The sequence below is a fragment of the Burkholderia sp. MSMB617WGS genome, from assembly GCF_001532025.2.
In the GTDB taxonomy this organism is placed as follows: domain Bacteria; phylum Pseudomonadota; class Gammaproteobacteria; order Burkholderiales; family Burkholderiaceae; genus Burkholderia; species Burkholderia savannae.
In genome coordinates this window covers 3,854,529-3,878,493 of the sequence record NZ_CP013457.1, presented here as the reverse complement: position 1 = coordinate 3,878,493, position 23,965 = coordinate 3,854,529, and the positions used below count along the sequence as shown (strand labels likewise).

General features: G+C 68.2%; 23 protein-coding genes and 1 pseudogene. 17 read left to right on the top strand and 7 right to left on the bottom strand.

Features of this window, described 5'->3' with window-relative positions:
* The first annotated feature begins 8 nt into the window (after nt 1-8).
* The 3 genes from WT60_RS18995 (at nt 9) to gor (ending at nt 2,313) form a co-directional block, all read left to right on the top strand.
* Complete coding sequence (locus WT60_RS18995; RefSeq protein WP_038748365.1) at nt 9-194, top strand: hypothetical protein; 186 nt, start codon at nt 9-11, stop codon at nt 192-194.
* Between the two features lie 350 nt (nt 195-544).
* Nucleotides 545-769: a hypothetical protein gene (locus tag WT60_RS18985; protein WP_038748363.1), complete on the top strand. Its 225-nt coding sequence runs from the start codon at nt 545-547 to the stop codon at nt 767-769.
* A gap of 182 nt (nt 770-951) precedes the next feature.
* On the top strand, nt 952-2,313 hold the full coding sequence (gor, locus tag WT60_RS18980) for a glutathione-disulfide reductase (RefSeq protein WP_038748361.1): 1,362 nt from the start codon (nt 952-954) through the stop codon (nt 2,311-2,313).
* A gap of 174 nt (nt 2,314-2,487) precedes the next feature.
* Here the strand turns inward: gor and WT60_RS18975 are convergent, their stop codons facing one another.
* Nucleotides 2,488-2,793: a DUF4148 domain-containing protein gene (locus WT60_RS18975; protein WP_038748633.1), complete on the bottom strand. Its 306-nt coding sequence runs from the start codon at nt 2,791-2,793 to the stop codon at nt 2,488-2,490.
* A 176-nt stretch (nt 2,794-2,969) separates the two neighbouring features.
* Nucleotides 2,970-3,416 (bottom strand): hypothetical protein, encoded by a 447-nt coding sequence (locus WT60_RS34555; protein ID WP_156437530.1) that lies wholly within the window; start codon nt 3,414-3,416, stop codon nt 2,970-2,972.
* Between WT60_RS34555 and WT60_RS34550 the strand changes: the two genes are divergently transcribed.
* Nucleotides 3,415-3,819: a hypothetical protein gene (locus tag WT60_RS34550; RefSeq protein ID WP_222430142.1), complete on the top strand. Its 405-nt coding sequence runs from the start codon at nt 3,415-3,417 to the stop codon at nt 3,817-3,819. The genes WT60_RS34555 and WT60_RS34550 overlap by 2 nt on opposite strands.
* Here the strand turns inward: WT60_RS34550 and WT60_RS35260 are convergent.
* A pseudogene (locus tag WT60_RS35260) lies at nt 3,752-3,945 on the bottom strand (hypothetical protein); the annotation flags it as partial. The gene WT60_RS34550 and the pseudogene WT60_RS35260 overlap by 68 nt on opposite strands.
* Before the next feature lie 133 nt (nt 3,946-4,078).
* On the bottom strand, nt 4,079-4,264 hold the full coding sequence (locus WT60_RS34940; protein WP_197419452.1) for a hypothetical protein: 186 nt from the start codon (nt 4,262-4,264) through the stop codon (nt 4,079-4,081).
* 822 nt (nt 4,265-5,086) lie between these two features.
* On the opposite strand from WT60_RS34940, the gene argG reads away from it, so the two are divergent.
* The 4 genes from argG to WT60_RS18940 all read left to right on the top strand — a co-directional run bounded on the left by argG (nt 5,087) and on the right by WT60_RS18940 (nt 8,652).
* Nucleotides 5,087-6,427 carry an argininosuccinate synthase gene (gene argG / locus WT60_RS18955; RefSeq protein ID WP_038748355.1) on the top strand — a complete coding sequence of 447 codons (1,341 nt, stop codon included), beginning with the start codon at nt 5,087-5,089 and terminating at the stop codon, nt 6,425-6,427.
* Nucleotides 6,428-6,718: 291 nt separating this feature from the next.
* Nucleotides 6,719-7,222, top strand: a complete 504-nt coding sequence (locus tag WT60_RS18950) for a hypothetical protein (protein WP_038748353.1) — start codon at nt 6,719-6,721, stop codon at nt 7,220-7,222.
* 98 nt (nt 7,223-7,320) lie between these two features.
* Nucleotides 7,321-8,028 (top strand): hypothetical protein, encoded by a 708-nt coding sequence (locus WT60_RS18945; RefSeq protein WP_038748632.1) that lies wholly within the window; start codon nt 7,321-7,323, stop codon nt 8,026-8,028.
* Nucleotides 8,029-8,451: 423 nt separating this feature from the next.
* Complete coding sequence (locus tag WT60_RS18940) at nt 8,452-8,652, top strand: heavy-metal-associated domain-containing protein (protein WP_038748349.1); 201 nt, start codon at nt 8,452-8,454, stop codon at nt 8,650-8,652.
* Nucleotides 8,653-8,732: 80 nt separating this feature from the next.
* On the opposite strand, the gene WT60_RS18935 is transcribed toward WT60_RS18940, so the two are convergent.
* Both WT60_RS18935 and WT60_RS18930 read right to left on the bottom strand, forming a co-directional pair.
* Complete coding sequence (locus tag WT60_RS18935; protein ID WP_060355820.1) at nt 8,733-11,156, bottom strand: heavy metal translocating P-type ATPase; 2,424 nt, start codon at nt 11,154-11,156, stop codon at nt 8,733-8,735.
* A 174-nt stretch (nt 11,157-11,330) separates the two neighbouring features.
* Nucleotides 11,331-11,537, bottom strand: coding sequence for a DUF2933 domain-containing protein (locus tag WT60_RS18930; protein WP_226383080.1), 207 nt, complete (start codon nt 11,535-11,537; stop codon nt 11,331-11,333).
* Between the two features lie 676 nt (nt 11,538-12,213).
* Between WT60_RS18930 and WT60_RS18925 the strand changes: the two genes are divergently transcribed.
* The 9 genes from WT60_RS18925 (at nt 12,214) to WT60_RS18880 (ending at nt 22,001) form a co-directional block, all read left to right on the top strand.
* Nucleotides 12,214-12,882: a LemA family protein gene (locus tag WT60_RS18925; RefSeq protein ID WP_060355821.1), complete on the top strand. Its 669-nt coding sequence runs from the start codon at nt 12,214-12,216 to the stop codon at nt 12,880-12,882.
* Nucleotides 12,879-13,727 carry a TPM domain-containing protein gene (locus WT60_RS18920; RefSeq protein WP_038748344.1) on the top strand — a complete coding sequence of 283 codons (849 nt, stop codon included), beginning with the start codon at nt 12,879-12,881 and terminating at the stop codon, nt 13,725-13,727. Before WT60_RS18925 ends, WT60_RS18920 begins: the two co-directional genes overlap by 4 nt.
* On the top strand, nt 13,727-14,224 hold the full coding sequence (locus WT60_RS18915) for a TPM domain-containing protein (RefSeq protein WP_060355822.1): 498 nt from the start codon (nt 13,727-13,729) through the stop codon (nt 14,222-14,224). The genes WT60_RS18920 and WT60_RS18915 overlap by 1 nt, the downstream gene beginning before the upstream one ends.
* 164 nt (nt 14,225-14,388) lie before the next feature.
* On the top strand, nt 14,389-14,757 hold the full coding sequence (locus tag WT60_RS18910) for a hypothetical protein (RefSeq protein ID WP_038748341.1): 369 nt from the start codon (nt 14,389-14,391) through the stop codon (nt 14,755-14,757).
* Nucleotides 14,758-14,850: 93 nt separating this feature from the next.
* Complete coding sequence (locus tag WT60_RS18900; protein WP_059578318.1) at nt 14,851-16,149, top strand: TolC family protein; 1,299 nt, start codon at nt 14,851-14,853, stop codon at nt 16,147-16,149.
* 10 nt (nt 16,150-16,159) lie between these two features.
* Complete coding sequence (locus WT60_RS18895) at nt 16,160-17,806, top strand: efflux RND transporter periplasmic adaptor subunit (protein ID WP_060355823.1); 1,647 nt, start codon at nt 16,160-16,162, stop codon at nt 17,804-17,806.
* Nucleotides 17,803-21,012, top strand: coding sequence for an efflux RND transporter permease subunit (locus WT60_RS18890; protein ID WP_059578325.1), 3,210 nt, complete (start codon nt 17,803-17,805; stop codon nt 21,010-21,012). The genes WT60_RS18895 and WT60_RS18890 overlap by 4 nt, the downstream gene beginning before the upstream one ends.
* On the top strand, nt 21,009-21,350 hold the full coding sequence (locus WT60_RS18885) for a copper-binding protein (RefSeq protein WP_038748333.1): 342 nt from the start codon (nt 21,009-21,011) through the stop codon (nt 21,348-21,350). The genes WT60_RS18890 and WT60_RS18885 overlap by 4 nt, the downstream gene beginning before the upstream one ends.
* A 267-nt stretch (nt 21,351-21,617) precedes the next feature.
* Nucleotides 21,618-22,001, top strand: a complete 384-nt coding sequence (locus WT60_RS18880) for an avidin/streptavidin family protein (RefSeq protein WP_038748331.1) — start codon at nt 21,618-21,620, stop codon at nt 21,999-22,001.
* Between the two features lie 75 nt (nt 22,002-22,076).
* Here the strand turns inward: WT60_RS18880 and glmS are convergent, their stop codons facing one another.
* Entirely contained in the window at nt 22,077-23,909 is a 1,833-nt protein-coding gene (gene glmS / locus WT60_RS18875; RefSeq protein ID WP_038748330.1) for a glutamine--fructose-6-phosphate transaminase (isomerizing), read from the bottom strand.
* Nucleotides 23,910-23,965: the final 56 nt, after the last annotated feature.

Here is a 23,965-nt window from a genome sequence, read left to right as displayed (position 1 = left end):
GCGACAGGATGAAGCGTTACGCGTGGGCTGCATCGATGATCGCGGTGTTGCTGATCGCCGCGTGCACGAGAACGGACGACGACGAAGTGAGCAGCAAGACCAACGATGCGGCCGTCGCGGCGGCCGCCGCATCCGACGTGCCGGCGAGCACCGGCGCCGTGGCGGCCGCGCCCGCATCCGGCGCAAGCGAATGAGCCCAAGCGTGCGCGCGGCGCGCGCCGTGCGTAGTGCCGCTCGCGGGAAAGTAGAGGATTCCTGCGAATGAAAGCCGGACGAAAACCATCCGACATAGTTTGACAGTTGCGCGGGCGGGAGTGAGCTAAGCTGCTTGCGCGCGGCTTCGCGATCGTCGCCGATCGCGCCGCGCGTGCGTGCCTGGTTCGCTGTCGTCCGCCGGAGCGCGCCTTCGCCGATGTTTCGCGCATCGGCTCTCGCGAGCGGTGGCGCCCGGAGTAACGGGCGCTACCGAATGTTACAAAACGCGGCGCTGCATGAATGTCCATGCAATCATGCTCGCTCACGTTCAACCTAAACGGTGATTGCGATGGGAATCTTGAATACGGTAGGTGAGATTGCAGGCGCGGTGGCGGCCGTCGAGGCAGCCGAGAAGGTCGATCCGGATGCCGGCCTGCTGACGAAGGCCGCGGCCGCGGTTGGCGGCTTCAAGGGCGCCGAGGCGCTCGAGAATCTCGTCGAGAAAAAGAAGGACGACGAAGCGGCGGACGGCGAGAACGCCGCCGCGCCGGACAGCGACGCATCGCAGGCGTGACGCGTCGGCGCGAAGATCCGGTATCTCGCGCGACACGAAGCGGAAGGCATCGCCTTCCGCTTTTTTTTCGCCGCGCGCAATCCACAGATGATTGCGGTGCATGACAGTACGCGCGCTCGCCGCCGCACGAAAGGCGAAATCTTGCTATCGTCGGGTCATCGAGGCTTTGATCAGGCGACGCCATGGAATTCGATTACGATCTCTTTGTCATCGGCGCGGGCTCGGGCGGCGTGCGCCTCGGCCGGGTCGCGGCATCCTACGGTGCGCGCGTCGGCATCGCCGAGGAAGAGCAGATCGGCGGCACCTGCGTGCTGCGCGGATGCATTCCGAAAAAACTGCTTGTCTATGCATCGCATTACGGCCATGACGTCGAGGATGCGGCCGGCTTCGGCTGGACCTTCGACATCGGTTTGTTCTCGTGGCCGACGCTCATCGAAGCGAAGGATCGCGAGATCGCGCGCCTGAGCGGCGTCTACGTCGATCTGCTGAACAAATCGGGCGTCGAGATCCATGCGGGGCGCGCGACGCTCGTCGACGCGCACACGGTCGACGTCGCGGGGCGCCGCGTCACCGCGCGGCACATCGGCGTCGCGACGGGCTCGCGGCCCGTCATGCCGCCGATTCCCGGCATCGAGCACGCGATCACGTCGCGCGAGGCGCTCAGCCTGCCCGAGCTGCCCGGGCGGATCGCGATCGTCGGCGGCGGTTACATCGCGGTCGAGTTCGCGGGCATCTTCGACGGGCTCGGCGCCGACGTCGACCTGTTCTATCGCGGCGAGCAGATCCTGCGCGGCTTCGACGACGACGTGCGGCGCGTGCTGCACGACGAGATGACGAAGCACGGCGTCGCGATCCACACGCGCTCGAGCGTCGAGGCGATCGAGCGCGGCGCCGACGGCGCGCTGACGCTCAAGCTCGCGACGGGCGCGTACGGGCCGTACGACGCGGTGCTGTACGCGACGGGGCGCGTCGCGAATTGCGACGCGCTCGGGCTCGAGGCGGCCGGCGTCGCGCGCGATGCGCGCGGCGCGATCGAAGTCGATGCGTATTCGACGACGACGGCGCCGTCGATCCACGCGATCGGCGACGTCACCGCCCGTCCGCAACTCACGCCCGTCGCGACGCGCGACGCCATGCTGCTCGCGGCGAACCTGTTCGGCGGCAAGCGGATCGCGGCCGACCATCGGTACATTCCTTCCGCCGTGTTCAGCCAGCCGGAGGTCGCGACGGTCGGGCTCACCGAGGCGGACGCGCGCGCCGAGTTCGGCGCGCTCGACATCTACAAGACGTCGTTTCGCGCGCTGCGGCACACGCTGTCCGGCCGCGACGAGAAGACGTTCATGAAGCTCGTCGTCGAGCGCGACAGCCAGCGCGTGGTCGGCGCGCACATGGTCGGGCGCGATGCGGCGGAAATCATCCAGGGCGTCGCGATTGCGATTCGCGCAGGCGCGACGAAGGCGCAATTCGACGAGACGGTCGGCATTCACCCGACCGCCGCCGAGGAATTCGTCACGCTGCGGCAGAAGGAACCGGACGACGCGTGACGCGCGCTAACGCGATGTGCGATGTGCGATGTGCGATGTGCGACATGCGACATGCGACATGCGACATGCGACATGCGACATGCGACATGCGACGGGCGGCGGATCGCACACGCGGCCGCTCGGGCCGCCGCACCGTGCCGCGGGTAACGGCATGCGGGGGCGTACGCACCGCCGTCAGTTGCCGTTCGACGAGATCGAGCCGCCCGCGCCGACGCAATCCGTCTGATATTTCTGCATCAGCTTTTGCTGCGCATCGTCGATGTCGTCGGGATAGCCGTTCTCGTCGCCGGCGGAAGGGTTGTAGCCGACCGATTCCAGTTCGGACAATTCGTTCATCAATTGCGCTCGCGTGACGGGCCCGTTCGTGTGCGCGAACGGGTAGTCCGAACATTGCGCGGGCGTGAGCTTCGGCGCGGCGTGCGCGGCGGCGCCGAGCGTCAGCGCGAACGTGCAGGCGAGCGTGCAGACCGGGAATTTCATCTGCGACTCCTTCATGTATTCGATGCTCCGATTCGGGCGGCCGTTGGATTGCCCGGCGATGCCGGCCGAGGCGCCGATCGCGGAATGAAGGCTTAAGCGTCGCGATGTGTCGAAACGGCAACGCACGAGTGACGCGAGTTTCATCCACGCGCATCCGCGAAACAGTGCCTTGAGATTTAGAGCGGATATCTAAATAATTGTTCATGCCGCTGTTCGCGAAACGTCTTGTGCGCGTTGCTATCGTCGGGTTCACGGATGGCGCACGCAACGTATGCCCCGTGTGTGCGGTGCGACGGGCAACGAACCGACGAGACGAGAGTGGGGTTGGCGATGAAGCGGACGGTGAGCGCAATGGTGCTGGCGGCCAGTTTGTTCGCGCCGGCGATGTCGTACGCAAAGGTGCAGGGCGAAGGCGGCCCGATCGCCGACGTGACGCTGATACGGAAGGCCATCGAAAGCGAACGGCGCGCGGCCGATGCTGCCGGTGGCGCTTGCAAAGCGCCTGCGAATGCGTCCGCGCGCACGTGCGGCGATCGGGGCGCGACTGGAAAGGGACAGCGCGCGGCGGGCTGATGCGGTTCACTGCGCGCGCGGCGCATCGTGACGGCGATCACGTACGACATGAAGCGCGAGGCCGATGTCGCGCGTGATCGACTGGTAGATGATCTATCGCGATGCAATGCGATGCCTGACGGCGAAACCGCCGACGCGATTCATCACCGGCTCGATCACGAGCGGATGCACGCGAACTATTACGGCTTCTTTCCGGCGAACGGCGCGCATATCGCGGGCGGCGTGCTCGCGTTTGCGCCTGTGCCGGCGGCGTATCGCGAAGGAACGACGCTCGATCATGCGCTGAAGACCGGGGGCGATCAGGTCGCGCCTGTCGTGCGCGCGACGGCCGAAGTGCGCGAACGGCGACACGCTCCTGCTCGCGCGCGACTTCGCCGATCTACGGCACGGGCACCGTCGACGCGTTGCCGTTCAGAATCGGCGGCGGCGTCGTGCCGGGCGGCATCTGCTTGAGCACGGTCTGCGATGCCGACGCCACGTGCGCGGCGGCCGTGCGGATGTCACGCCCGGCTGGAAGCAGATCTTCACGATGCCGTAGCCGCGAATCGTGCGGATCATCGACTGCTCCGACTCGAGATGGCGCGTGAGCGATTCGTGCAGCTTCGCGAGGCTATGCGTCGGCAACGCTAAGCTCGCCTGGCCGAGCTCGGTGCGCTGCACGAACAAAACGGCGCCGTCGTACGGCGGTGCTTTTCGATGTGCCAGCATGGCTTTATTTTCGTCGCGTACTGCGGCGAGCGCGGCGGGACTTCCGGAATCGCGGCCGCATCGACGCGCGCAACTGGCTCAGGTACCGGATCGCGGCATCCACGTCCTCGGTATCGAGCAGCGCCGCCGCCTGTTCGATCGAGACCATCGCCGTTTTCTTGCCGCGATCGTTGAACATTTCGATGCGCATCGGGCGTCACATGACTCGCTTCCTCGCCATTCCTCGCCATTGCAGCGTGCGGGGATTATCGACGGGCGGCGCGCGGTGAAATCTGAAACAAGGCGGCCGGATGAATTTCGTTCCAGGAGTGCTCGTCGCGGCTTGACCGACCGCCGGCGTCGGCATGGCCGGTTCGGACGCGCGTCGGTCGGGGCTCGGCGATCGGCTGCTCCGTGCGCCCACGTGCCTGACGCCCGAACGCGCGTCGGCGGCGCTCGACGGCGGCCGATTTCCGCGTCGACCGGCGCGGCGGGCCGACGGATGTCTGGCCGCCGGCCCGCTGCCGTGCCGCTGAGCGGCTCTCGGGCCTTGTGCGATCACCGTCAGGAAGACACGTCGAATCCGCCCGGTTCCGCCCGGAACGCGGAGCCAACGCGGATCGCTCCCGACTCGGACTCGACTCGAGCCCGATTCGAACTCGGGTTGAGTCCGAGTCGAACCGCCGATCGATCCCGGCCGAATCCAATCCTTTGGCCGCCGCAAAGCGCTCGCAGGATGGTTCGAGCCGCAGGCGCATCGCCGAGCCAGGCGCGACGCATCGCCCGCTCTCGGCCGATCCCGAGCAGATCCCTAGGCGATCCCCCGCAAAGCCCTTCCAGCCGGGCCGCGGCGGCCTTCCGGCCGCGCCCGCGCGGCCCGCCGAATCGCGGCACGGCCGCCGATTCTCCGCGCCGAACGCCCCGAATCTCCGGCCGGCCGCGCCGCGCGCGAGACTTGCCTCATAATCAGGCACAGCCGATACTCTTGGATTCCGCCAAATTCCCCCTTCCAACTGATTGAACGGTTTTCGTCATGACCACGATTCTTGAAAATCTCCCGGCCGGCCAGAAGGTCGGCATCGCGTTCTCCGGCGGCCTCGACACGAGCGCCGCGCTGCACTGGATGCGCATCAAGGGAGCCGTTCCTTACGCGTACACGGCCAACCTCGGCCAGCCCGACGAAGACGACTACGACTCGATCCCGAAGCGCGCGATCCAGTACGGCGCCGAAGGCGCGCGCCTGATCGACTGCCGCGCGCAGCTCGTGGCCGAGGGGATCGCGGCGCTCCAGTGCGGCGCGTTCCACATCTCGACGGCCGGCGTCACGTATTTCAATACGACCCCGATTGGCCGCGCCGTGACGGGCACGATGCTCGTCGCCGCGATGAAGGAAGACGGCGTCAACATCTGGGGCGACGGCAGCACGTACAAGGGCAACGACATCGAGCGCTTCTACCGCTACGGCCTGCTCGTCAATCCGGACCTGAAGATCTACAAGCCGTGGCTCGACCAGCAGTTCATCGACGAGCTCGGCGGCCGTGCGGAAATGTCCGAATTCATGCGCCAGGCGGGCTTCGGGTACAAGATGTCGGCGGAGAAGGCGTACTCGACCGATTCGAACCTGCTCGGCGCGACGCACGAGGCGAAGGATCTCGAAAGCCTCGAGAGCGGCATCAAGATCGTCAATCCGATCATGGGCGTCGCGTTCTGGCATGACGACGTGAAGATCGACAAGGAAGAAGTGACGATCCGTTTCGAAGAGGGCCGTCCGGTCGCGCTGAACGGCGTCGAATACAAGGATGCGGTCGAGCTGCTGCTCGAGGCGAACCGGATCGGCGGCCGCCACGGCCTCGGCATGAGCGACCAGATCGAGAACCGGATCATCGAGGCGAAGAGCCGCGGCATCTACGAAGCCCCGGGGCTCGCGCTGCTGTATATCGCGTACGAGCGTCTCGTCACCGGCATCCACAACGAGGATACGATCGAGCAGTACCGCGAGAACGGCCGCCGCCTCGGCCGCCTGCTGTACCAGGGCCGCTGGTTCGATCCGCAGGCGATCATGCTGCGCGAGACGGCGCAGCATTGGGTCGCGCGCGCGGTCACGGGCGAGGTGACGGTCGAGCTGCGCCGCGGCAACGATTACTCGATCCTCGCCACGCGCTCGCCGAACCTGACGTACCAGCCGGAGCGCCTGTCGATGGAGAAGGTGCAGTCGATGTTCTCGCCGCGCGACCGGATCGGCCAGTTGACGATGCGCAACCTCGACATCACCGATACGCGCGAGAAGCTGCGCATCTACTCGCAGGTCGGCCTGCTGGCGCCGGGCGAGGCGTCGGGGTTGCCGCAGTTGAAGGAAGACCAGGGCGGCAACTGACGCCCTGGCGTGCGCTTGCCGCCGCGCGCGGCCGGGAGCGAACCGACGTTCGCCCCCGGCCGCGAACAAGCGGGGCGGCCGACGTGAATGAAACGCCCGCGCCGCAATCGCGCGGGCGGCGCGCGGCGAAGGCGAAACGGCATAAAGCCGCGCCGAGCCGCACCAAGCCGCGGACAGCTTCGTTGTCCGCGCCGCCGAGCCGGAGCGAAGGTCGGCCCGCCGTACGCATCAACCGTCTAACGCCGCCGCGATCGCGCGTTCGCAGAACCGATAACAAGAATGGGGGGTGATATGTTCCAGATGCTTCCGTCGATGACGCTCGGCCGACGCCTGTCGGTGTGGTGGTCCTGCATATGGCGCCAGACGCTCGCGAGCGTGCCGGTGTGGATTCTCGGCGTGGCGATCGTCGGATTGACGATATGGCAAACCCTTCCCGTCGCCGGCCAGCCGCCGAGCGGCAAGGCGATGGCGCTCGCGCTCGTGATCTTCGTCGTCTGCTTCGCGATTTGCCTGCCGATCACCGGATACACGGTGCGCATGGGGTTCGCCGCGCACGCATTGCCGGCGCCCGGCCGATTGTCGTTCGGGCAGGCGCTGATGATCGGATTGACGACGGCCGGCTGGGCCACGCTCGCCGCGTTGCCGATCAGCGCGGTGACGATGCCGCTGCGCCACGGCGGCCATCCGCTCGCCGGCCAGGCGATCGGCCTCGTGCTGAACATCGCGGCCGGCATGTACGTCGTGTTGCCGCGGCAGGCGCGGCGGCTGCGGCTGCAGGCGGGCGAATCGGCGTGACGCCGCGCGCGTCGCGACCGGCGCGCGCGATTCGCCGCCGCGCATGCGCGTTGCACGGCAATTCGATGAAAGGGGAACGTATGAACTGGGGAATCCGCATGCGGGCAACGGTCGCGGCGGCCGCGATGTCGGCGAGCGTCGCGGCGCTCGCCGCCGGCTCCGCGGTGGACGCGGGCCGCTATCTGTACGTCGAAGGCGGAAGCGCGCACGGCGTGCTGACCATCAAGGGCAATACCTTCAACATCGAAACGATAGGCGGCAACTGCCATACCTGCGCGTTGAGCGGCACGTTCAAGGGGCGCGTCGGCGTCGCGAACGACGGCGGCAATGTCTGCCGGATCGCGGTGTCCGGCGGGCAGGGCGTCGTCAAGCTGGATACGTCGGGCTCCGAAGCGTGCCGGGATTTTTGCGGGATGCGCGCGTCGTTCGACGGCGAATACCGGCGTCCGCCCGCCGCGTGCGCGGATCAGTCGCGGGCCGTGCGCACCGAGCGATCGCACCGGCAATACGCGGCGCACGATTACGGCGCGGCGCGCGCGACGCTCACGTCGCTGCTCGCCGAGTGCAGCGGCTTCATGGACTGGATCGAGCTGGACCGGGCGAAGAGCGATCTGGCGCTCACGGAATATCACCGCGGCGATCGCGCGCAATGCGTGGCCGTGCTGTCCGATACGATCGCCTACCGCGCGCAGCAGGAGCACAGCGAGGCGTTCGGCCTTCCGCCCTGCGATGCCGACAACTACAAGTCGACGGGCGACGCGATCCTGCACAATCTCGCGCTCTGCCAGGCGCCGGCGCAGCGTTGACGTACGGGGGCGGCGCGGCGGTCTCGGCGAATGTCGGGAATGCGACATGCGTCGATCCCGTCGATCGTGGCGATCGTGGCGATCGTGGCGATCGTGGCGGATCGTGGCGGATCGTGGCGATCGTGCGCCGCCGGAACGTGACGCGGCGCGCGGATCGTGCACCGGGATCGCCGCGACCGCGTCGAGCGCGTAGTGCGGTTGGTGGTCGCGTTTGAGTCGGCGTTGGGGCTCGCGTTCGATTGGCCGTGCGACCGTGCTTCGACTGCCCGACTGCCCGACTGCCCGACTGCCCGAACACCCGAACACCCGAACACCCGAACACCCGATCACCTCACACCCGATCACCTCACACCCCAGCGCTTGACCTTCCCACAGTGGGAAGATGCATCCTCCGATCGCCTCACATCCTTTTGGAGAAGCAGCATGAAACTCGAAGTGAAAGACATGTCGTGCGGCGGCTGCGCGAACGCGATCACGCAAGCGATCACGGCCGTCGATCCTGCCGCGACCGTTTCCGTCGACATCGCGTCGAAAGCGGTCGAAGTCGGCTCGACGCTCGGTGTCGAGCGCGTGGTCGCCATCGTCGAAACTGCCGGGTTCCATCCGGTTGTCGTCGCGCCGTGAGCGACGCACGGGGTTGAGGTACCGCGTTGACTCGCGGGATCGGTGCACGGCGGCGCGCGCCGCCGTGCACCGCCGCCCGCTCAGGTTATCGCGCGACGCAGCCGCAGCGCGTTGCCGATGACCGACACCGAGCTCGCCGCCATCGCGGCGCTCGCGAGGATCGGGCTCAGCGTGACGCCGAACCACGGATACAGCACGCCCGCCGCGACCGGAACGCCGAGCGCGTTGTAGACGAACGCGAAGAACAGGTTTTGCCGGATGTTCGTCATCGTCGCGACGCTGAGCGCGCGCGCCCGCGCGATGCCGCGCAGATCGCCCTTCACGAGCACGATCCGGGCGCTGTTCATCGCGACGTCGGTGCCCGTGCCCATCGCAATGCCGACGTTCGCCTGCGCGAGCGCCGGCGCATCGTTGACGCCGTCGCCCGCCATCGCGACGACGTGCCCCTGCCGCTGCAGCGCCTGCACGTACGCGTATTTGTCGGCGGGCAGCACGCCCGCCTTCACGCCGTCGAGCGACAGCGCTTTCGCGACCGCGTTCGCGGTGACGAGATTGTCGCCCGTCAACATCACGATGCTCGCGCCCGATGCCTTGAGCAGCCGCACGGCCTCCGGCGTCGTCTCCTTGATCGGATCGGCGAGCCCGACGTAGCCCGCGAGCCGCCCGTCGATCGCGACGTACATCACGGTCTGGCCGGCTTCGCGCAGGCGGTTCGAATCCGTTTCGACCCACGCGCAGTCCACGGCGAGATCCGCCATCAGACGCGCATTGCCGAGCGCGACCGCCTGCCCGTCGATCACGCCTTTCACGCCCTTGCCGGGCACCGAATCGAACGATTCGACCGGCGCGCGCGCGGCGCCCGCCTGCTTCGCATGCTCGACGATCGCCTGCGCGAGCGGATGCTCGCTCGCGCCTTCGAGGCTGGCCGCGTAGCCGATCAGGGCGTGCTCGCGATGCGGATCGAGCGCGACGACCGTCTGCACGCGCGGCCGGCCTTCCGTCAGCGTGCCGGTTTTGTCGACGACGACCGTATCGACTTTCTCCATCAGCTCCAATGCTTCGGCATCCTTGATGAGCACGCCTTCGCGCGCGCCTCGGCCGACGCCGACGATGATCGACACGGGCGTCGCGAGGCCGAGCGCGCACGGGCACGCGATGATGAGCACGCTGATCGCGACGACGAGCGCGTTCGCGAGCGCGGGAGCCGGACCGAGTGCCGCCCACGCGGCGAACGCGATTGCGGCGAGCGCGATGACGGCGAGCACGAACCATCCGGACACCTGATCGGCGAGCTTCTGGATCGGCGCGCGCGAGCGTGCCGCCTCGGCGACCATCTGCACGATGCGCGCGAGCAGCGTGTCGGCGCCCACTTTCTCCGCGCGCATCACGAACGTGCCCGTCTGGTTGACGGTCGCGCCGGTCACCGCGCTGCCCTCCGTCTTCTCGGCCGGCATCGGTTCGCCGGTGATCATCGATTCGTCGACGCTCGAGTGCCCTTCGACGACGACGCCGTCGACCGGCACCTTCGAGCCGGGCTTCACGCGCAGCGTGTCGCCGACGACGACCGCGTCCAGCGGCACGGTTTCCTCGATGCCGTCGGGCTTCACGCGCACCGCCGTGTGCGGCGCGAGCTGCAGCAGATCGCGGATCGCGCTCGAGGTGCGCGAGCGCGCGCGCAGCTCGAGCACCTGGCCGAGCAGCACGAGCGTCACGATCGCGGCCGCCGCCTCGAAATAGAGCGGGATGTCATGGCCGCTGCGGAACGCCTGCGGAAGCGCGCGGGGGAAGAGCAGCGCGAACGCGCTGAACAGGTAGGCCGCCGAGACGCCGAGCCCGATCAGGCTGAACATGTTCAATCGCCACGCCGCGAAGGACTTCCAGCCGCGCACGAGAAACGGCCAGCCGCCCCACAGTACGACCGGCGTCGCGAGCGCCGCCTGCGCGTATTGCGACCACGACGCCGCCAGCCAGTGCGGCAGCGGCCAGCGCGCGAACAGCGCGTCGATCACGGCGCCGATGTCGAACGGCAGCGCCATCCTGCCCATCGTCATCAGCACGAGCGGCACCGACAGCACGAGCCCGACCCAGAAGCGCTTCGTCATCGATTCGAGCTCTGGGTTTCTCTCGTCGCCGGCGCCCGGCGCGAGCGGCTCGAGCGCCATGCCGCAGATCGGGCAGTCGCCCGGCGCGCTCGCGCGTATCTGCGGGTGCATCGGGCACGTGTAGATCGTGCCCGGCTTCGCCGCGGCTTCGCCGGCCGGCTGCTTCGGCATCCCGACGAACCGTTGCGGCGATGCGCGAAACGCCGTCAGGCACTTGTCGCTGCAGAAGCGATACGTGAGGCCCTGATAGTCGTGTCGACGTTGCGTGTCGATCGGCACCTTCATTCCGCAGACCGGATCGACGGCCGTTGCGCCGGGCGTCGCCGCGTCGCGCGAGCGATGAGGGGCGCGCCGTTCGTTCGTGCCGTGGTCGTGATCGTGATGGACATGTGCGTCGTGCATGACAAGCGCTCCTGTCGCGTCGATGAATGTCGGTTGCTCCCGCGGCGGCGAGTTTCGTCGAGGCGCGCCGCGTCATCGCATCGCCGTGCCGTGCGGCGGCGAATCGTCGTTCGATGTTGCGCCTTTCCGGCCGGCTTCGCGAGCGCGGGAGACGGAAGCCGCGAGCGGACGTTGCTAGCGGCGGTGCTCATCGCCATCTTCGGAATCGAGGCGCGCACCGCTTTCCGAAGCGGTGCGGCGCCGATGGCCGCGATGCATGAAAACATGCGCGAGCGGGCACGCGAACAACAACAGATACGGCAGCCAGCCTAGAACGTGGTATCGATGGCGAGGCAGCCACACGAAGGCCGCGATCGCGCCGAGCAAGAGCGCGCCGATCACGACGCGCGATCGCCAATGCGAACGAAGGCCGTGCGCGGCGCTCATCGTCTTGTTCCGCGCGGCGCATCGCCGCCGGCCGGCGGCGGGCGCATGCGCGGCCAGCCGCGCCGTCGCCGCACGAGCCGTGCGGCTTCTGTCCGTGCCGATGCCTGCGCGCGGCGAGCCGCCCCGAATTCCGTCACGAACGGGGCGGTGGCCGTTGCAATCGCGAAGCGCTCGCATGTTTTCATGTCGGGAGCCTGAGCGTGACTCGGAGGCGAATGATTGCCCCACTGTAGCGCCGGCGGGGCGGCGCGAATTGACCTATCTCAATCGCGCCCCGTTACTTGCCGGCTGCCGGCTGCCGGCTGCCGGCTGGCGTATGGCCCGGCGCGCCATTGCTTGCGAATCCGAAACGACGGAGGCGAGCCGCGCGCACGATTTTTGCTGTCCGTTCGCGCTGGGCGACCGTTGACGCAAATCAAGCTGATCGGGAACCGCATACGTAGCATCCATTCGAAGCGTGCGCAGCCGATTTACGACTGGCCGTCCGCGATCGGCTGTCCCAAAAACAGGCCGTCCCAAATGGGCCGTCCCAAAGGGTTCGTCTCAAACGGGCCGTCCGAAGCCGGCGATCCCGGAACGGCCGTCGGCGAGTGGCGCAAGCTTTTCCGGCAAACGGCAACGGAGGTAGCAGATGCGACATCACTCTTCGGTCTCGCGCGCCGCGGCGGCGTGGTCATTTCGGTTCCGGGCCGCGTTGCTGGCCATGCTCTCACTCGCGTTGTCCGGCTGCGGCTACAACGCGATCCAGGTGCAGGACGAGCAAGTGACTGCAAGCTGGTCGGAAGTGCTGAATCAGTATCAGCGGCGCGCGGACCTCGTGCCGAATCTCGTCAATACCGTGAAGGGCTACGCGAATCAGGAGCGCGAAGTGCTCACCCGCGTCACCGAGGCGCGCGCGCAGGTCGGCTCGCTTCGCGCGACGCCGGAGCTGCTGTCCGATCCGCAGGCGTTCGCGAAATTCGAGGCGGCGCAAGGGCAGCTGACGTCGTCGCTGTCGCGCCTGCTCGTCGTGTCGGAGAATTATCCGCAACTGAAGTCGGACGCGAATTTCCGCGATCTGCAGGCGCAGCTCGAAGGCACCGAAAACCGCATCGCGGTCGCGCGCAACCGCTACATCCGCTCGGTGCAGGCGTACAACACGACGATACGCTCGTTCCCGAGCAACCTGACCGCGATGGCGTTCGGCTACAAGGAAAAACCGAACTTCTCGGTCGCGAACGAAGCGGAGATCTCGAGGCCGCCGCGCGTCGATTTCGGGAACACGCCGGCGCCCGCGCCCGCTGCCGGAGCGTCGAATTGAAGCTCTTTCGTGCGGCGTGCTTCGCCATCCTTACGTTCGCGTCGCTCGGCGGCGGAGCGTGCCGCGCCGAGCAGCCGGTGCCGCCTCTCGCCGCGCGCGTGACGGACGAGACGGGCACGCTGACGGACGCCGAGCGCGCGACGCTCGAGCAGTCGCTGAAGGATTTCGAGGCGCGCAAGGGCAGCCAGATCGCCGTGCTGATCGTGCCGACGACGCAGCCCGAGACGATCGAGCAGTATTCGATCCGCGTCGTCGAGCAATGGAAGCTCGGCCGCGCGAACGTCGACGACGGCGCGCTGCTCATCGTCGCGAAGAACGATCGCACGCTGCGCATCGAAGTCGGCTACGGCCTCGAAGGCGTGCTGACCGACGCGACGAGCCATCGGATCATCGACGAGGTCATCGTGCCGAGCTTGCGGCGCGGCGATTTCTACGGCGCAATTTCGGCGGGCGTCGGCAGCATGATGCGCGTGATCGAAGGCGAGCCGCTGCCGCCGCCGCGCCCGCGCCGCGGTGAGGATGGCGGGCTCGGCCGCTTGTTGCCCGTGCTGTTCGTGATGACGATCGCCGCGGGCGGCGTGCTGCGCGCGATATTCGGCCGGCTCGCGGGCTCGGTGGTCACGGGCGGCGTGGTCGGCTTCGTCGCGTGGCTGTTGTCCGGCGCGCTGCTCGTCGCGATCGCGGCGGCCGCGATCGCGCTCTTCTTCACGCTGTTCGGCGGCGGAATGGGCGCGCGCGTCGGCGGGCCGTTCATCGGCGGGCGCGGCGGCTGGGGCGGCGGGCAGGGCGGCTTTCGCGGCGGCGGCGGCGGTTTCGGCGGCGGCGGCGCGTCCGGGAGGTGGTGATGGATATCGGACGAATCGCGAGGCATCTGCTGATGACGCGCTGGCGCGTCGCCGCGGCGTTTCCGAAGCGCACGCTCCGCAAGATCGGGCACGCGGTCGAGGCGAGCCACGAGAAGCACGTCGGCCAGCTTCGCTTCGCGGTCGAGGGGGCGCTGCACGCGTCGGCGGTCTTCAAGGGCGTGAGCGCGCGCGAACGGGCGATCGACGTGTTTTCCGAACTGCGCGTCTGGGATACCGAGCACAACAACGGCGTGCTCATCTATCTGCTGCTCGCCGATCACGACGTCGAGATCGTCGCCGATCGCGGGATACACGCGCGCGTCGACAGCGACGACTGGGAGGAGGTGTGCCGCGCGATGGAGGCGGAATTTCGCCGCGGCCGCTTCGAAGCGGGCTCGATCCACGGAATCGAGCGCGTCACCGCGTTGCTCGCGCGGCACTATCCGGCGCGCAAGGCGCCGGGCGACGAGCTGTCGAGCGCGCCCGTCGTGCTGTGAGCCGTGCGCGGCGTCGCGACGCACGGGCGCGATCCGATTGGCTCGGCTCGACGAGACGCGATGCGATGCCGGACAAGCGATGCGCAACCCGCAACCCGATTGCAAGCAACATTCGATACGATCGTGACGAACGATGCGCATTCGCTGCGCTATACTCTTGCGCGATGAAGATCCTTCGCCTGCTTCTCGTGCTGCTGTGGTGCGCGACGCTGCCCTTGACCGGGCTGGCGGCGAGCGGCCTCGTCGGCGATTGCCCGATGCAGCAGACGATGTCGATGGGCGTCGACGGCGCGATGCCGCCGTCGCAGGACTGCGAATCGATGAAATCGACGGCTGCCGGCAAGACCGGCAAAGCGAAGATCGTCTTCTGCAAAGTCATGGTGCAGTGCCAGTTCGGCAGCCTCTATCATCCGATGCCGGCGTCTGACGTAGTCCGCCCCGCGGGCGAGAGCCGTCAGGTCGTCTTCCATTACGCGAAGTCGCTTACCGTCCGCGAGCCGGGCGGATTGTGGCGACCTCCGCGCACCGCCTAACCCCGCTCCGACAGGTTCGCCGCACATGCGGCGGGTTCGTCCCGCACTCGGGACGCGGAATCCGTTCGGGATTCCATCGCTGGGGTTCAGCACATGTATTCGACATATCGCGCGCCGCGTGGCCGGCGTGCGCGCCTGCGCGCGCGCACGCTCGTCGCGGCGCTCACTTTCGCGAGCGCGGCCGCCGCGTTCGCTCAACCGGCGCCTTTCACGCTCGACGCCGCATTGCAATCGGCGACCGATCGATCGGCGGCGATGCAGGCGGCGCAGGCTTCCGTCCAGGCGAGCGCCGAGGCCGCCGTCAAAGCCGGGCAGCTGCCTGATCCGATGCTCAAGGCCGGCATCGACAATCTGCCGATCGACGGCCCGCAACGCTTCACGATCGGTCAGGAATCGATGACGATGCGCCGCATCGGCATCGCGCAGGAATGGGTGTCGGGCGACAAGCGCCGGCTGCGCACCGCGCTCGCGAACGAAGTCGTCGGCCGCGAGCGCGCCGGCTATCTGCTGCAACTCGCAAGCGTGCGCCGGCAGACGGCGGTCGCGTGGCTCAACGCGGCCTATGCGAAGAAGGCGCTCGCGCTGCAGCGCGAGCTCGTCGACGAGATGAGCCGCGAACTTGCCGCGACGCAGGCCGCCTATCGCGGCGCGAAGGCGACGGCCGCCGACGCGGTGCAGGCGCGCGCGCTGCTCGCGCAGACGCGCGACCGCCAATCGAACGCTCAGCAGGCGTTCGACACCGCATTGATCGGCTTGTCGCGCTGGACCGCCGTGCCGGTATCCGACGTGTCGGGCGAGCCGCCCGCGCCGGTGTCGTTCGTGCCGTCGCTGCCTCCGGACGAACTGAGCCACGTGCAGCCGACGCTCATCGCGGCGGACGACGACGTGGCGGTTGCCGACGCCGATGTCGCGGTCGCGAGCAGCGAGCGCCGCCCGAACTGGACGTGGGAGATCGCGTATCAGCAGCGCGGCGCGCCGTACGCGAACATGGTGTCGATCGGCGTCACGATTCCGCTGCCGATCGATCGTCGCGACCGGCAGGATCGCGACGTCTCGCAGAAGCGCGCGCTCGCAACGAAGGCGCGGCTGATGTACGAGGACGCGCGGCGGCAGGTCGAGGCGGACATTCGCACGCAGTCGGCGACGCTCGCGAGCGGCCGCGCGCGGCTCGCCGAGCTCGATCGATCGCTGCTGCCCGCGGCCGACGAGCGCGTGCGGCTTGCCGACGCCGCGTATCGCGCGGGCGCGGGCTCGCTCGCCGATGCGTTCGCCGCGCGCCGCGCGCGGCTCGATGCGCGTCTGCAAGTGCTCGATCTCGAACGCGACGTCGCGCAGAGCTGGGCGCAGCTCGAATATCAGATCGTCCCGTCGGCGACGCTCGCCGCACAATGAAGGAGCGAACATGAACCACACTCGCTTGACGCGTGCGATGCTGATGACGTTCGCCGCCGTTTCGTTATTGTCCGCCGGCTATTTCGCGGGCGCCCGCTTTGCGCCGCGCGTGCACGCAGCCGCGGCGGCGTCCGCGGCCGGCGCGGCGAATCGCCCAACCGCCGCAACCGCCGCCGGCACGGTCGACCCGAAGACGGGCAGAAAGGTGCTGTACTGGCACGACCCGATGGCGCCGAACCAGCATTTCGACAAGCCCGGCAAGTCGCCTTTCATGAACATGCCGCTCGAACCTGTCTACGCGGACGACGGCGGCGGCGACGCGGGCGTGCGCATCGATCCCGGCCTGCAGCAGAACCTGGGCATTCGCTATGCGAGCGTGCGACGGCGCGACGTCGACGAAGGATTCGACGCGGTCGGTACGACGCAATTCGACGAATCGCGCGCGGTGGTCGTGCAGTCGCGCGTGACGGGCTATATCGACCGACTGTACGCGAACGCGCCGATGCAGCGCATCGCGAAGGGCGCGCCGGTCGCGTCGCTGTTCGTGCCGGATTGGCTCGCGCCGCAGGAGGAATATCTCGCACTCAAGCGCGGTGGAATGGATGCGGAGCTGCTTGCCGCGTCGCGCGCGCGAATGCGTGCGCTGTCGATTCCCGACGGCGTGATCGCGAGCCTCGACCGGACGGGCCGCGCGCAGACGCACGTCGTGCTCGCGTCGCCGGAGGCGGGCGTCGTCGGCGAGCTGAACGTGCGTGACGGCGCGATGGTGACGCCCGGGCAGACGATCGCGAAGATCGCGGGGCTGTCGACGCTGTGGCTCGTCGTCGACGTGCCGGAGGCGCTCGCCTCCGGCGTGCGGCCCGGCATGCGCGTGGACGCGACGTTCGCGGGCGATCCGCAGCGGCGCGTGAGCGGCGTGATCCGCGAGATCCTGCCGGGCGTCAATGCAACGACGCGCACGCTGCAGGCGCGGCTCGAGATCGATAACCACGCGTTCACGCTGACGCCGGGCATGCTGATGCGCGTGCGCGTGGACGCGCCGCATGCGGCGCCGCGGCTCGTCGTGCCGTCCGACGCCGTGATCGCGACGGGCAAGCGCTCGGTCGTGATCGTCAGGATGGCAGACGGTCGGCTGCGGCCGGCGGAGGTGGCGATCGGCCGCGACGTCGGTGACGAGACCGAGGTGCTGGCCGGGTTGAACGAAGGCGAAACGGTGGTTGCATCCGGACAGTTCCTGATCGATTCCGAAGCGAGCCTGAAATCGGTGTTGCCGAGGCTCGAAGCCGAGGCGGCCGGCGCGCGCGCGACGACGGCCGACGCCGCGACGGCGCGCGCGACAAGCGCGACAAGCGCGCAAACGTCATCGTCGTCCCCGTCCCCGTCCCCGTCCCCGTCGCCTGCGCACGCGAGCGCGAGCGCCGCCTCGCCGGTTTACGAAACCACCGGCAAGATCGAGAAGATCACCGCGGCCGACATCACGTTCTCGCATCAGCCGGTGCCGGCGCTCGGCTGGGGCGCGATGACGATGTCGTTCGGCAAGCCCGCGCCCGCCGCGTTCGCGAACGTGAAGCCGGGCGATACGGTGCGCTTCGCGTTCCAGGGCACCGACGACGGCTATCGGCTGACGAAGGTCGAACCGATCGGAGGCGCACGATGATCGCGCACGTCATTCGATGGTCGATTCGCAATCGCCTTCTCGTGCTGCTCGCGACCGCGCTCGTCGCCGCGTGGGGCGCGCTATCGCTGAACCGCACGCCGCTCGACGCGCTGCCGGATCTGTCCGACACGCAGGTGATCGTCAAGGCGTCGTATCCGGGCAAGGCGCCGCAGGTGGTCGAAGATCAGGTGACCTATCCGCTCACGACCACGCTGCTCGGCGTGCCGGGCGCGAAGACGATCCGCGCGTATTCGTCGTTCGGCGACGCGTTCGTCTACGTGCTGTTCGACGACAAGACCGATCAGTACTGGGCGCGCTCGCGCGTGCTCGAGTATCTGAATCAGGTTCAGAGCCGGCTGCCGCAGGGCGCGAGCGTCGCGCTCGGGCCGGACGCGACGGGCGTCGGCTGGGTCTACGAGTACGCGCTCGTCGATCGCAGTGGGCGGCACGATCTCGGCCAGCTGCGCGCGCTCAACGACTGGTTCCTGAAGTTCGAGCTGAAGGCCGTGCCCGACGTCGCGGAAGTCGCGAGCATCGGCGGGATGGTGCGCCAATATCAGGTGGTGCTCGATCCCGACAAGCTGCGCGCGTTCGGCATCACGCAGGCCGACGTCGCCGGTGCGCTCGGCAAGGCGAACAGCGAATCGGGCGGCTCGGTCGTCGAGATGGCCGAATCCGAGTACATGGTGCGCGCGAGCGGCTACCTGCGTACGCTCGACGACTTTCGCAACGTCGTGCTGCGCGCGAGCGACGCCGGCACGCCGGTGCTGCTCGGCGACGTCGCGCGCGTGCAGATCGGCCCGGAAATGCGGCGCGGGATCGCCGAGCTGAACGGCGAAGGCGAAGTCGCGGGCGGCGTGATCGTGATGCGGTCCGGCAAGAACGCGCTGTCGACGATCGAGGCCGTGAAGGCGAAGCTTGCCGATCTGAAGCGCTCGCTGCCCGCGGGCGTCGAACTCGTGACGACGTACGACCGCTCGCAACTGATCGAGCGCGCGGTCGACAACCTGAAGGACAAGCTCGTCGAGGAGTTCGTGATCGTCGGGCTCGTGTGCGCGGTATTCCTGTTTCATCTGCGCAGCGCGCTCGTCGCGATCCTGTCGCTGCCGCTCGGCGTGCTCGCCGCGTTCATCGTGATGCGCTATCAGGGCGTCAACGCGAACCTGATGTCGCTCGGCGGCATCGCGATCGCGATCGGCGCGATGATCGACGCGGCCGTCGTGATGATCGAGAACGCGCACAAGCATCTCGAGGCTCACGAGCATGCGCACCCGGGCGAGCCGCTGCCGAACGCCGCGCGCTGGGAGCTGATCGCCGCGTCGGCGGCGGAAGTCGGGCCCGCGCTGTTCTTCTCGCTGCTGATCATCACGCTGTCGTTCATTCCGGTGTTCGCGCTCGAAGGTCAGGAGGGCAAACTGTTCGCGCCGCTCGCATTCACGAAGACGTATACGATCGCCGCGGCGGCGGGCTTGTCGGTCACGCTCGTGCCGGTGCTGATGGGCTACCTGATTCGCGGCCGCATTCCGCACGAGGCGTCGAATCCGCTGAACCGGCTGCTCGTGCGGCTCTATCGGCCGCTTCTCGAAGCGACGCTGAAGCGGCCGTGGTTTGCGATCGGCATCGCGGTCGCGGCGCTCGTCGTCACCGCGATTCCGGTGTCGCGTCTCGGCGGCGAGTTCATGCCGCCGCTCGACGAAGGCGATCTGCTGTACATGCCCACCGCCTTGCCCGGCATTTCCGCGCAGAAGGCGGCCGAGCTGCTGCAGCAAACGGACCGTCTGATCAAGACGGTGCCCGAGGTCGCGACCGTGTTCGGCAAATCGGGCCGCGCGGACACCGCGACCGATCCGGCGCCGCTCGAGATGTTCGAGACGACGATCCGTTTCAGGCCGCGCGACGAATGGCGGCCCGCAATGACGCCCGAGAAGCTCGTCGACGAGCTCGATCGCGTCGTGAAGGTGCCGGGCCTGTCGAACGTCTGGGTGCCGCCGATCCGCAACCGGCTCGACATGCTGTCGACCGGCATCAAGACGCCGGTCGGCGTGAAGATCTCCGGCCCGGATCTCGCGCAGGTCGAGCGGATCGCAACGCAGGTCGAAGCGGCGGTGAAGGGCGTGCCGGGCGTCGCGTCGGCGCTCGCCGAGCGGCTGAACGGCGGGCGCTACGTCGATGTCGACATCGACCGGCGCGCGGCTGCGCGCTATGGCCTTTCGATCGGCGACGTGCAGGCCGTCGTCGCATCGGCGATCGGCGGCGAGAACGTCGGCGAGGTGATCGCGGGCCGCGAGCGCTTTCCGATCAACATCCGCTATCCGCGCGAGGTGCGCGATTCGCTCGAAAAGCTGCGGCAATTGCCGATCGTCACCGGGCGCGGCGCGCAGATCCTGCTGCGCGACGTCGCCGCGGTGACGATCGCCGACGGGCCGCCGATGATCCGCAGCGAGAACGCGCGGCTGTCGGGCTACGTGTATGTCGACATTCGCGGCGTCGATCTGAAGACGGCTGTCGATGCGATGCAGCGCGCGGTCGCGCAGCGGGTCGCGCTGCCGCCCGGCTATTCGATCGCGTGGTCCGGGCAGTTCGAGTATCTGGAGCGTGCGGCCGCGACGCTGCGCGCGGTGATTCCGGCCACGCTCGTCGTGATTTTCGTGCTGCTGTTCGTGACGTTCGATTCGGCGGCCGACGCGCTGCTGCTGATGACGACCGTGCCGTTCGCGCTCGTCGGCGGATTCTGGTTCGTCTGGATGCTGGGCCATGCGGTGTCGGTCGCGACGGCGGTCGGCTTCATCGCGCTCGCCGGCGTGGCGGCCGAGTTCGGCGTCGTGATGCTGCTGTATCTGAAGAGCGCGTACGCGCGGCGCGTCGCCGCCGGCGAGCCGCCGACCGAGGCGATGCTCGCCGACGCGATTCGCGAAGGCGCGGCGCTGCGCGTGCGGCCGAAGGCGATGACGGTCGCCGTCGTGCTCGCGGGCCTCGTGCCGATCATGTTCGGGCACGGTTCGGGTTCCGAAGTGATGCAGCGAATCGCCGCGCCGATGGTGGGCGGCATGGTCACGGCGCCGCTGCTGTCGATGTTCGTCATTCCCGCTGGGTGGATGCTGCTGCAGCGCCGCCGCGTGCGCCGAGCGATGCGCGCGCGGCGTTCCCCCGTTGCCGGCCGCGCCGGCGCGGATTTTTCTTCCCTTGATACCGGAGAACCTCAATGAAGCAATCGATCGTGTTGCTGATCACGCTCGCGGCCGCGGCCGCTCCCGCCATCGCCGCCGACGGGATGGCGGGCATGAACATGCCGATGTCGTCGCACGATGCGTCGCGGCAATCCGACGCCGCGTTGACCGACGCGGTGGTCCGGAAAGTCGACCCCGCGGCCGGCATGGTCACGCTCGAGCATGGCGCGCTCGATAACGTCGGGATGCCGCCGATGACGATGGCGTTCAAGGCGAAGGACGCGGAGATGGCGGCGCGCGTTCGCGCGGGCGACAAGGTGAGGGTGCGCGTCGAGAACGTGGGCGGCGTGCCGACCATCGTGAAGCTCGAGAAATAAGCGTTCCGCGCATCGGGCCGGCCGGCGGCGGCCGGCCCGTTCGCGATGCTTCGGTCGCGCGCGCATCGGGTTGCGCGGCGCGGGCGTCGCGCGCGCGGCCGCCGCTCGAAACGCAGCGAAATTTCCGGAGAAAGGGCGCTCGCTGTCACGAGCGATGAACTATTGTTCTAGATATCCGTGTTGCAGCGCCGACGGAATGGCGCCTACGCGCGACCCGCGCCCCGTCCGGGCCGGCCGCCGTCGATTCGTCAATTGAGGAGGCGAAAGATGCAGCGATTGGAACATGCGCTCAGGCGCGTCAAGGTCGGCACCGGCACGCCGATCGATTTCTCCGGCACCTGGAAGAACGAGCTCGGCTCGACGATGCGGATCGAGCAGTCGGGCGACAGCGTGTCGGGCACGTACGAGAGCGCGGTCAGCGAAAAGGGCGGCTCGACGAGCGGCGATCTGATCGGCTATGTCGACGGCAATCTGATCGCGTTCGTCGTCCACTGGGATCAGTTTCAGGCGATCACCGCGTGGGTCGGGCAATGCGAGCCCGGCACGTCGAACGACAGGATCAACACGCTGTGGCAGATGACGCAGCAGGTGGAGGCGGGCGAGGAGTGGGCGTCGATCAACGCGGGCGCCGATACGTTCGTGAGGGATTGAGGCGGGAAGGTTTCGGTGCGGGACGCGAGCGATCCGCGGCGTGGCGCGGCGAATCGCTCGTTCGGCCGTGCGCGCTTACTCCACCGTCACCGACTTCGCGAGATTGCGCGGCTTGTCGACGTCGGTGCCGCGCGCGCAGGCGGTGTGATACGCGAGCAACTGCAGCGGCACGACATGCAGGATCGGCGACAGCGGCCCGTAATGCTCGGGCATCCGGATCACGTGCAGCCCTTCGCCGTTGACGATGTGCGTATCGGCGTCGGCGAACACGTACAGCTCGCCGCCGCGCGCGCGCACTTCCTGCATGTTCGACTTCAGCTTCTCGAGCAGCGTGTCGTTCGGCGCGACCGTCACGACCGGCATCGCCTCCGTCACGAGCGCGAGCGGCCCGTGCTTGAGCTCGCCCGCCGGGTATGCTTCCGCGTGGATGTACGAGATCTCCTTCAGCTTCAATGCGCCTTCGAGCGAGATCGGGTAGTGCAGCCCGCGGCCGAGGAACAGCGCGTTCTCCTTGCGCGCGAATTCTTCGGACCACGCAATGATTTGCGGCTCGAGCGCGAGCACGCCGTTGAGCGCGGCAGGCAGGTGGCGCAGCTGCTTCAGGTAGTCGGCTTCGCGCGATGCGTCGACGTGGCCGCGCAGCTTGCCGAGCGTCGCCGCGAGCACGAACAGCGCGACGAGCTGCGTCGTGAACGCCTTCGTCGACGCGACGCCGATCTCGGTGCCCGCGTGCGTGAGAAATTGCAGCTCGGTTTGGCGCACCATCGCGCTCGTCGCGACGTTGCAGATCGCGAGCGTGTGCGCGTGGCCGAGCGCCTGCGCGTGCTTGAGCGCGGCGAGCGTGTCGGCCGTCTCGCCCGATTGCGAGATCACCACGACGAGCGAGCGCGGGTTCGGCACCGATTCGCGATAGCGGTATTCGCTCGCGATCTCGACTTGCGTCGGGATTTTCGCGATCGATTCGAGCCAGTACTTCGCGGTGAGCCCCGAGTAGTAGCTCGTGCCGCACGCGAGGATCAGCAGGCTGTCGATGCCGGCGAACACGCCGGCCGCGTTCTCGCCGAATAGAGACGGATCGAACGCTTCCGCTTGAGGAAGCGTGTCGCCGATCGCGCGCGGCTGCTCGAAGATCTCCTTCTGCATGAAGTGCCGGTACGGGCCGAGCTCGACCGCGCCGCCGTACGCATTGACGACGCGCACTTCGCGCTCGGCGCGCGCGCCGTCGCGATCGACGATCCGCACGCCGTCGAGCGTGAGCTCGCAAACGTCGCCTTCCTCGAGGAACGTGAAGCGATCGGTGCTGCCGGCGAGCGCGAGCGCGTCGGATGCGAGGAAGTTCTCGCGCTCGCCGAAGCCGACGACGAGGGGCGAGCCCTGGCGCGCACCGACGACGGTGTTCGGTTCGTCCATGTGGATCACCGCGATCGCGTACGCGCCGTGCAGCTGCTTGACGGCTTCCTGGACGGCCGCGAACAGGTTGCCGCGATAGAGGCTGTGGATCAGGTGCGCGACGACCTCGGTGTCGGTCTGCGACACGAATTCATAGCCTTGGCCGCGCAACGCCTCGCGCAGCGGCTCGAAGTTTTCGATGATGCCGTTGTGCACGAGCGCGAGCGCGTTCGACGAGAAGATCGGGTGTGCGTTGTGCGTGACGGGCGCGCCGTGCGTCGCCCAGCGCGTGTGCGCGATGCCCGTCGCGCCTTCGAGATGCGATTCGCGCACCTGCGCGTCGAGATCGGCGACGCGCGTGACGCTGCGCGCGCGCTTCGGTGCGCCCGGCGTGGAGGCGTGAGCGTCGAGCACCGCGACGCCGCACGAATCGTAGCCGCGATACTCGAGACGGCGCAGCCCTTCGATCAGCACCGGAACGATGTTACGTTGCGCAACTGCGCCGACAATTCCGCACATGAGAATCTATCCTCGAAACTCGACAATGATGCGGGCGCGTCGTCGCGCGCCCGGGA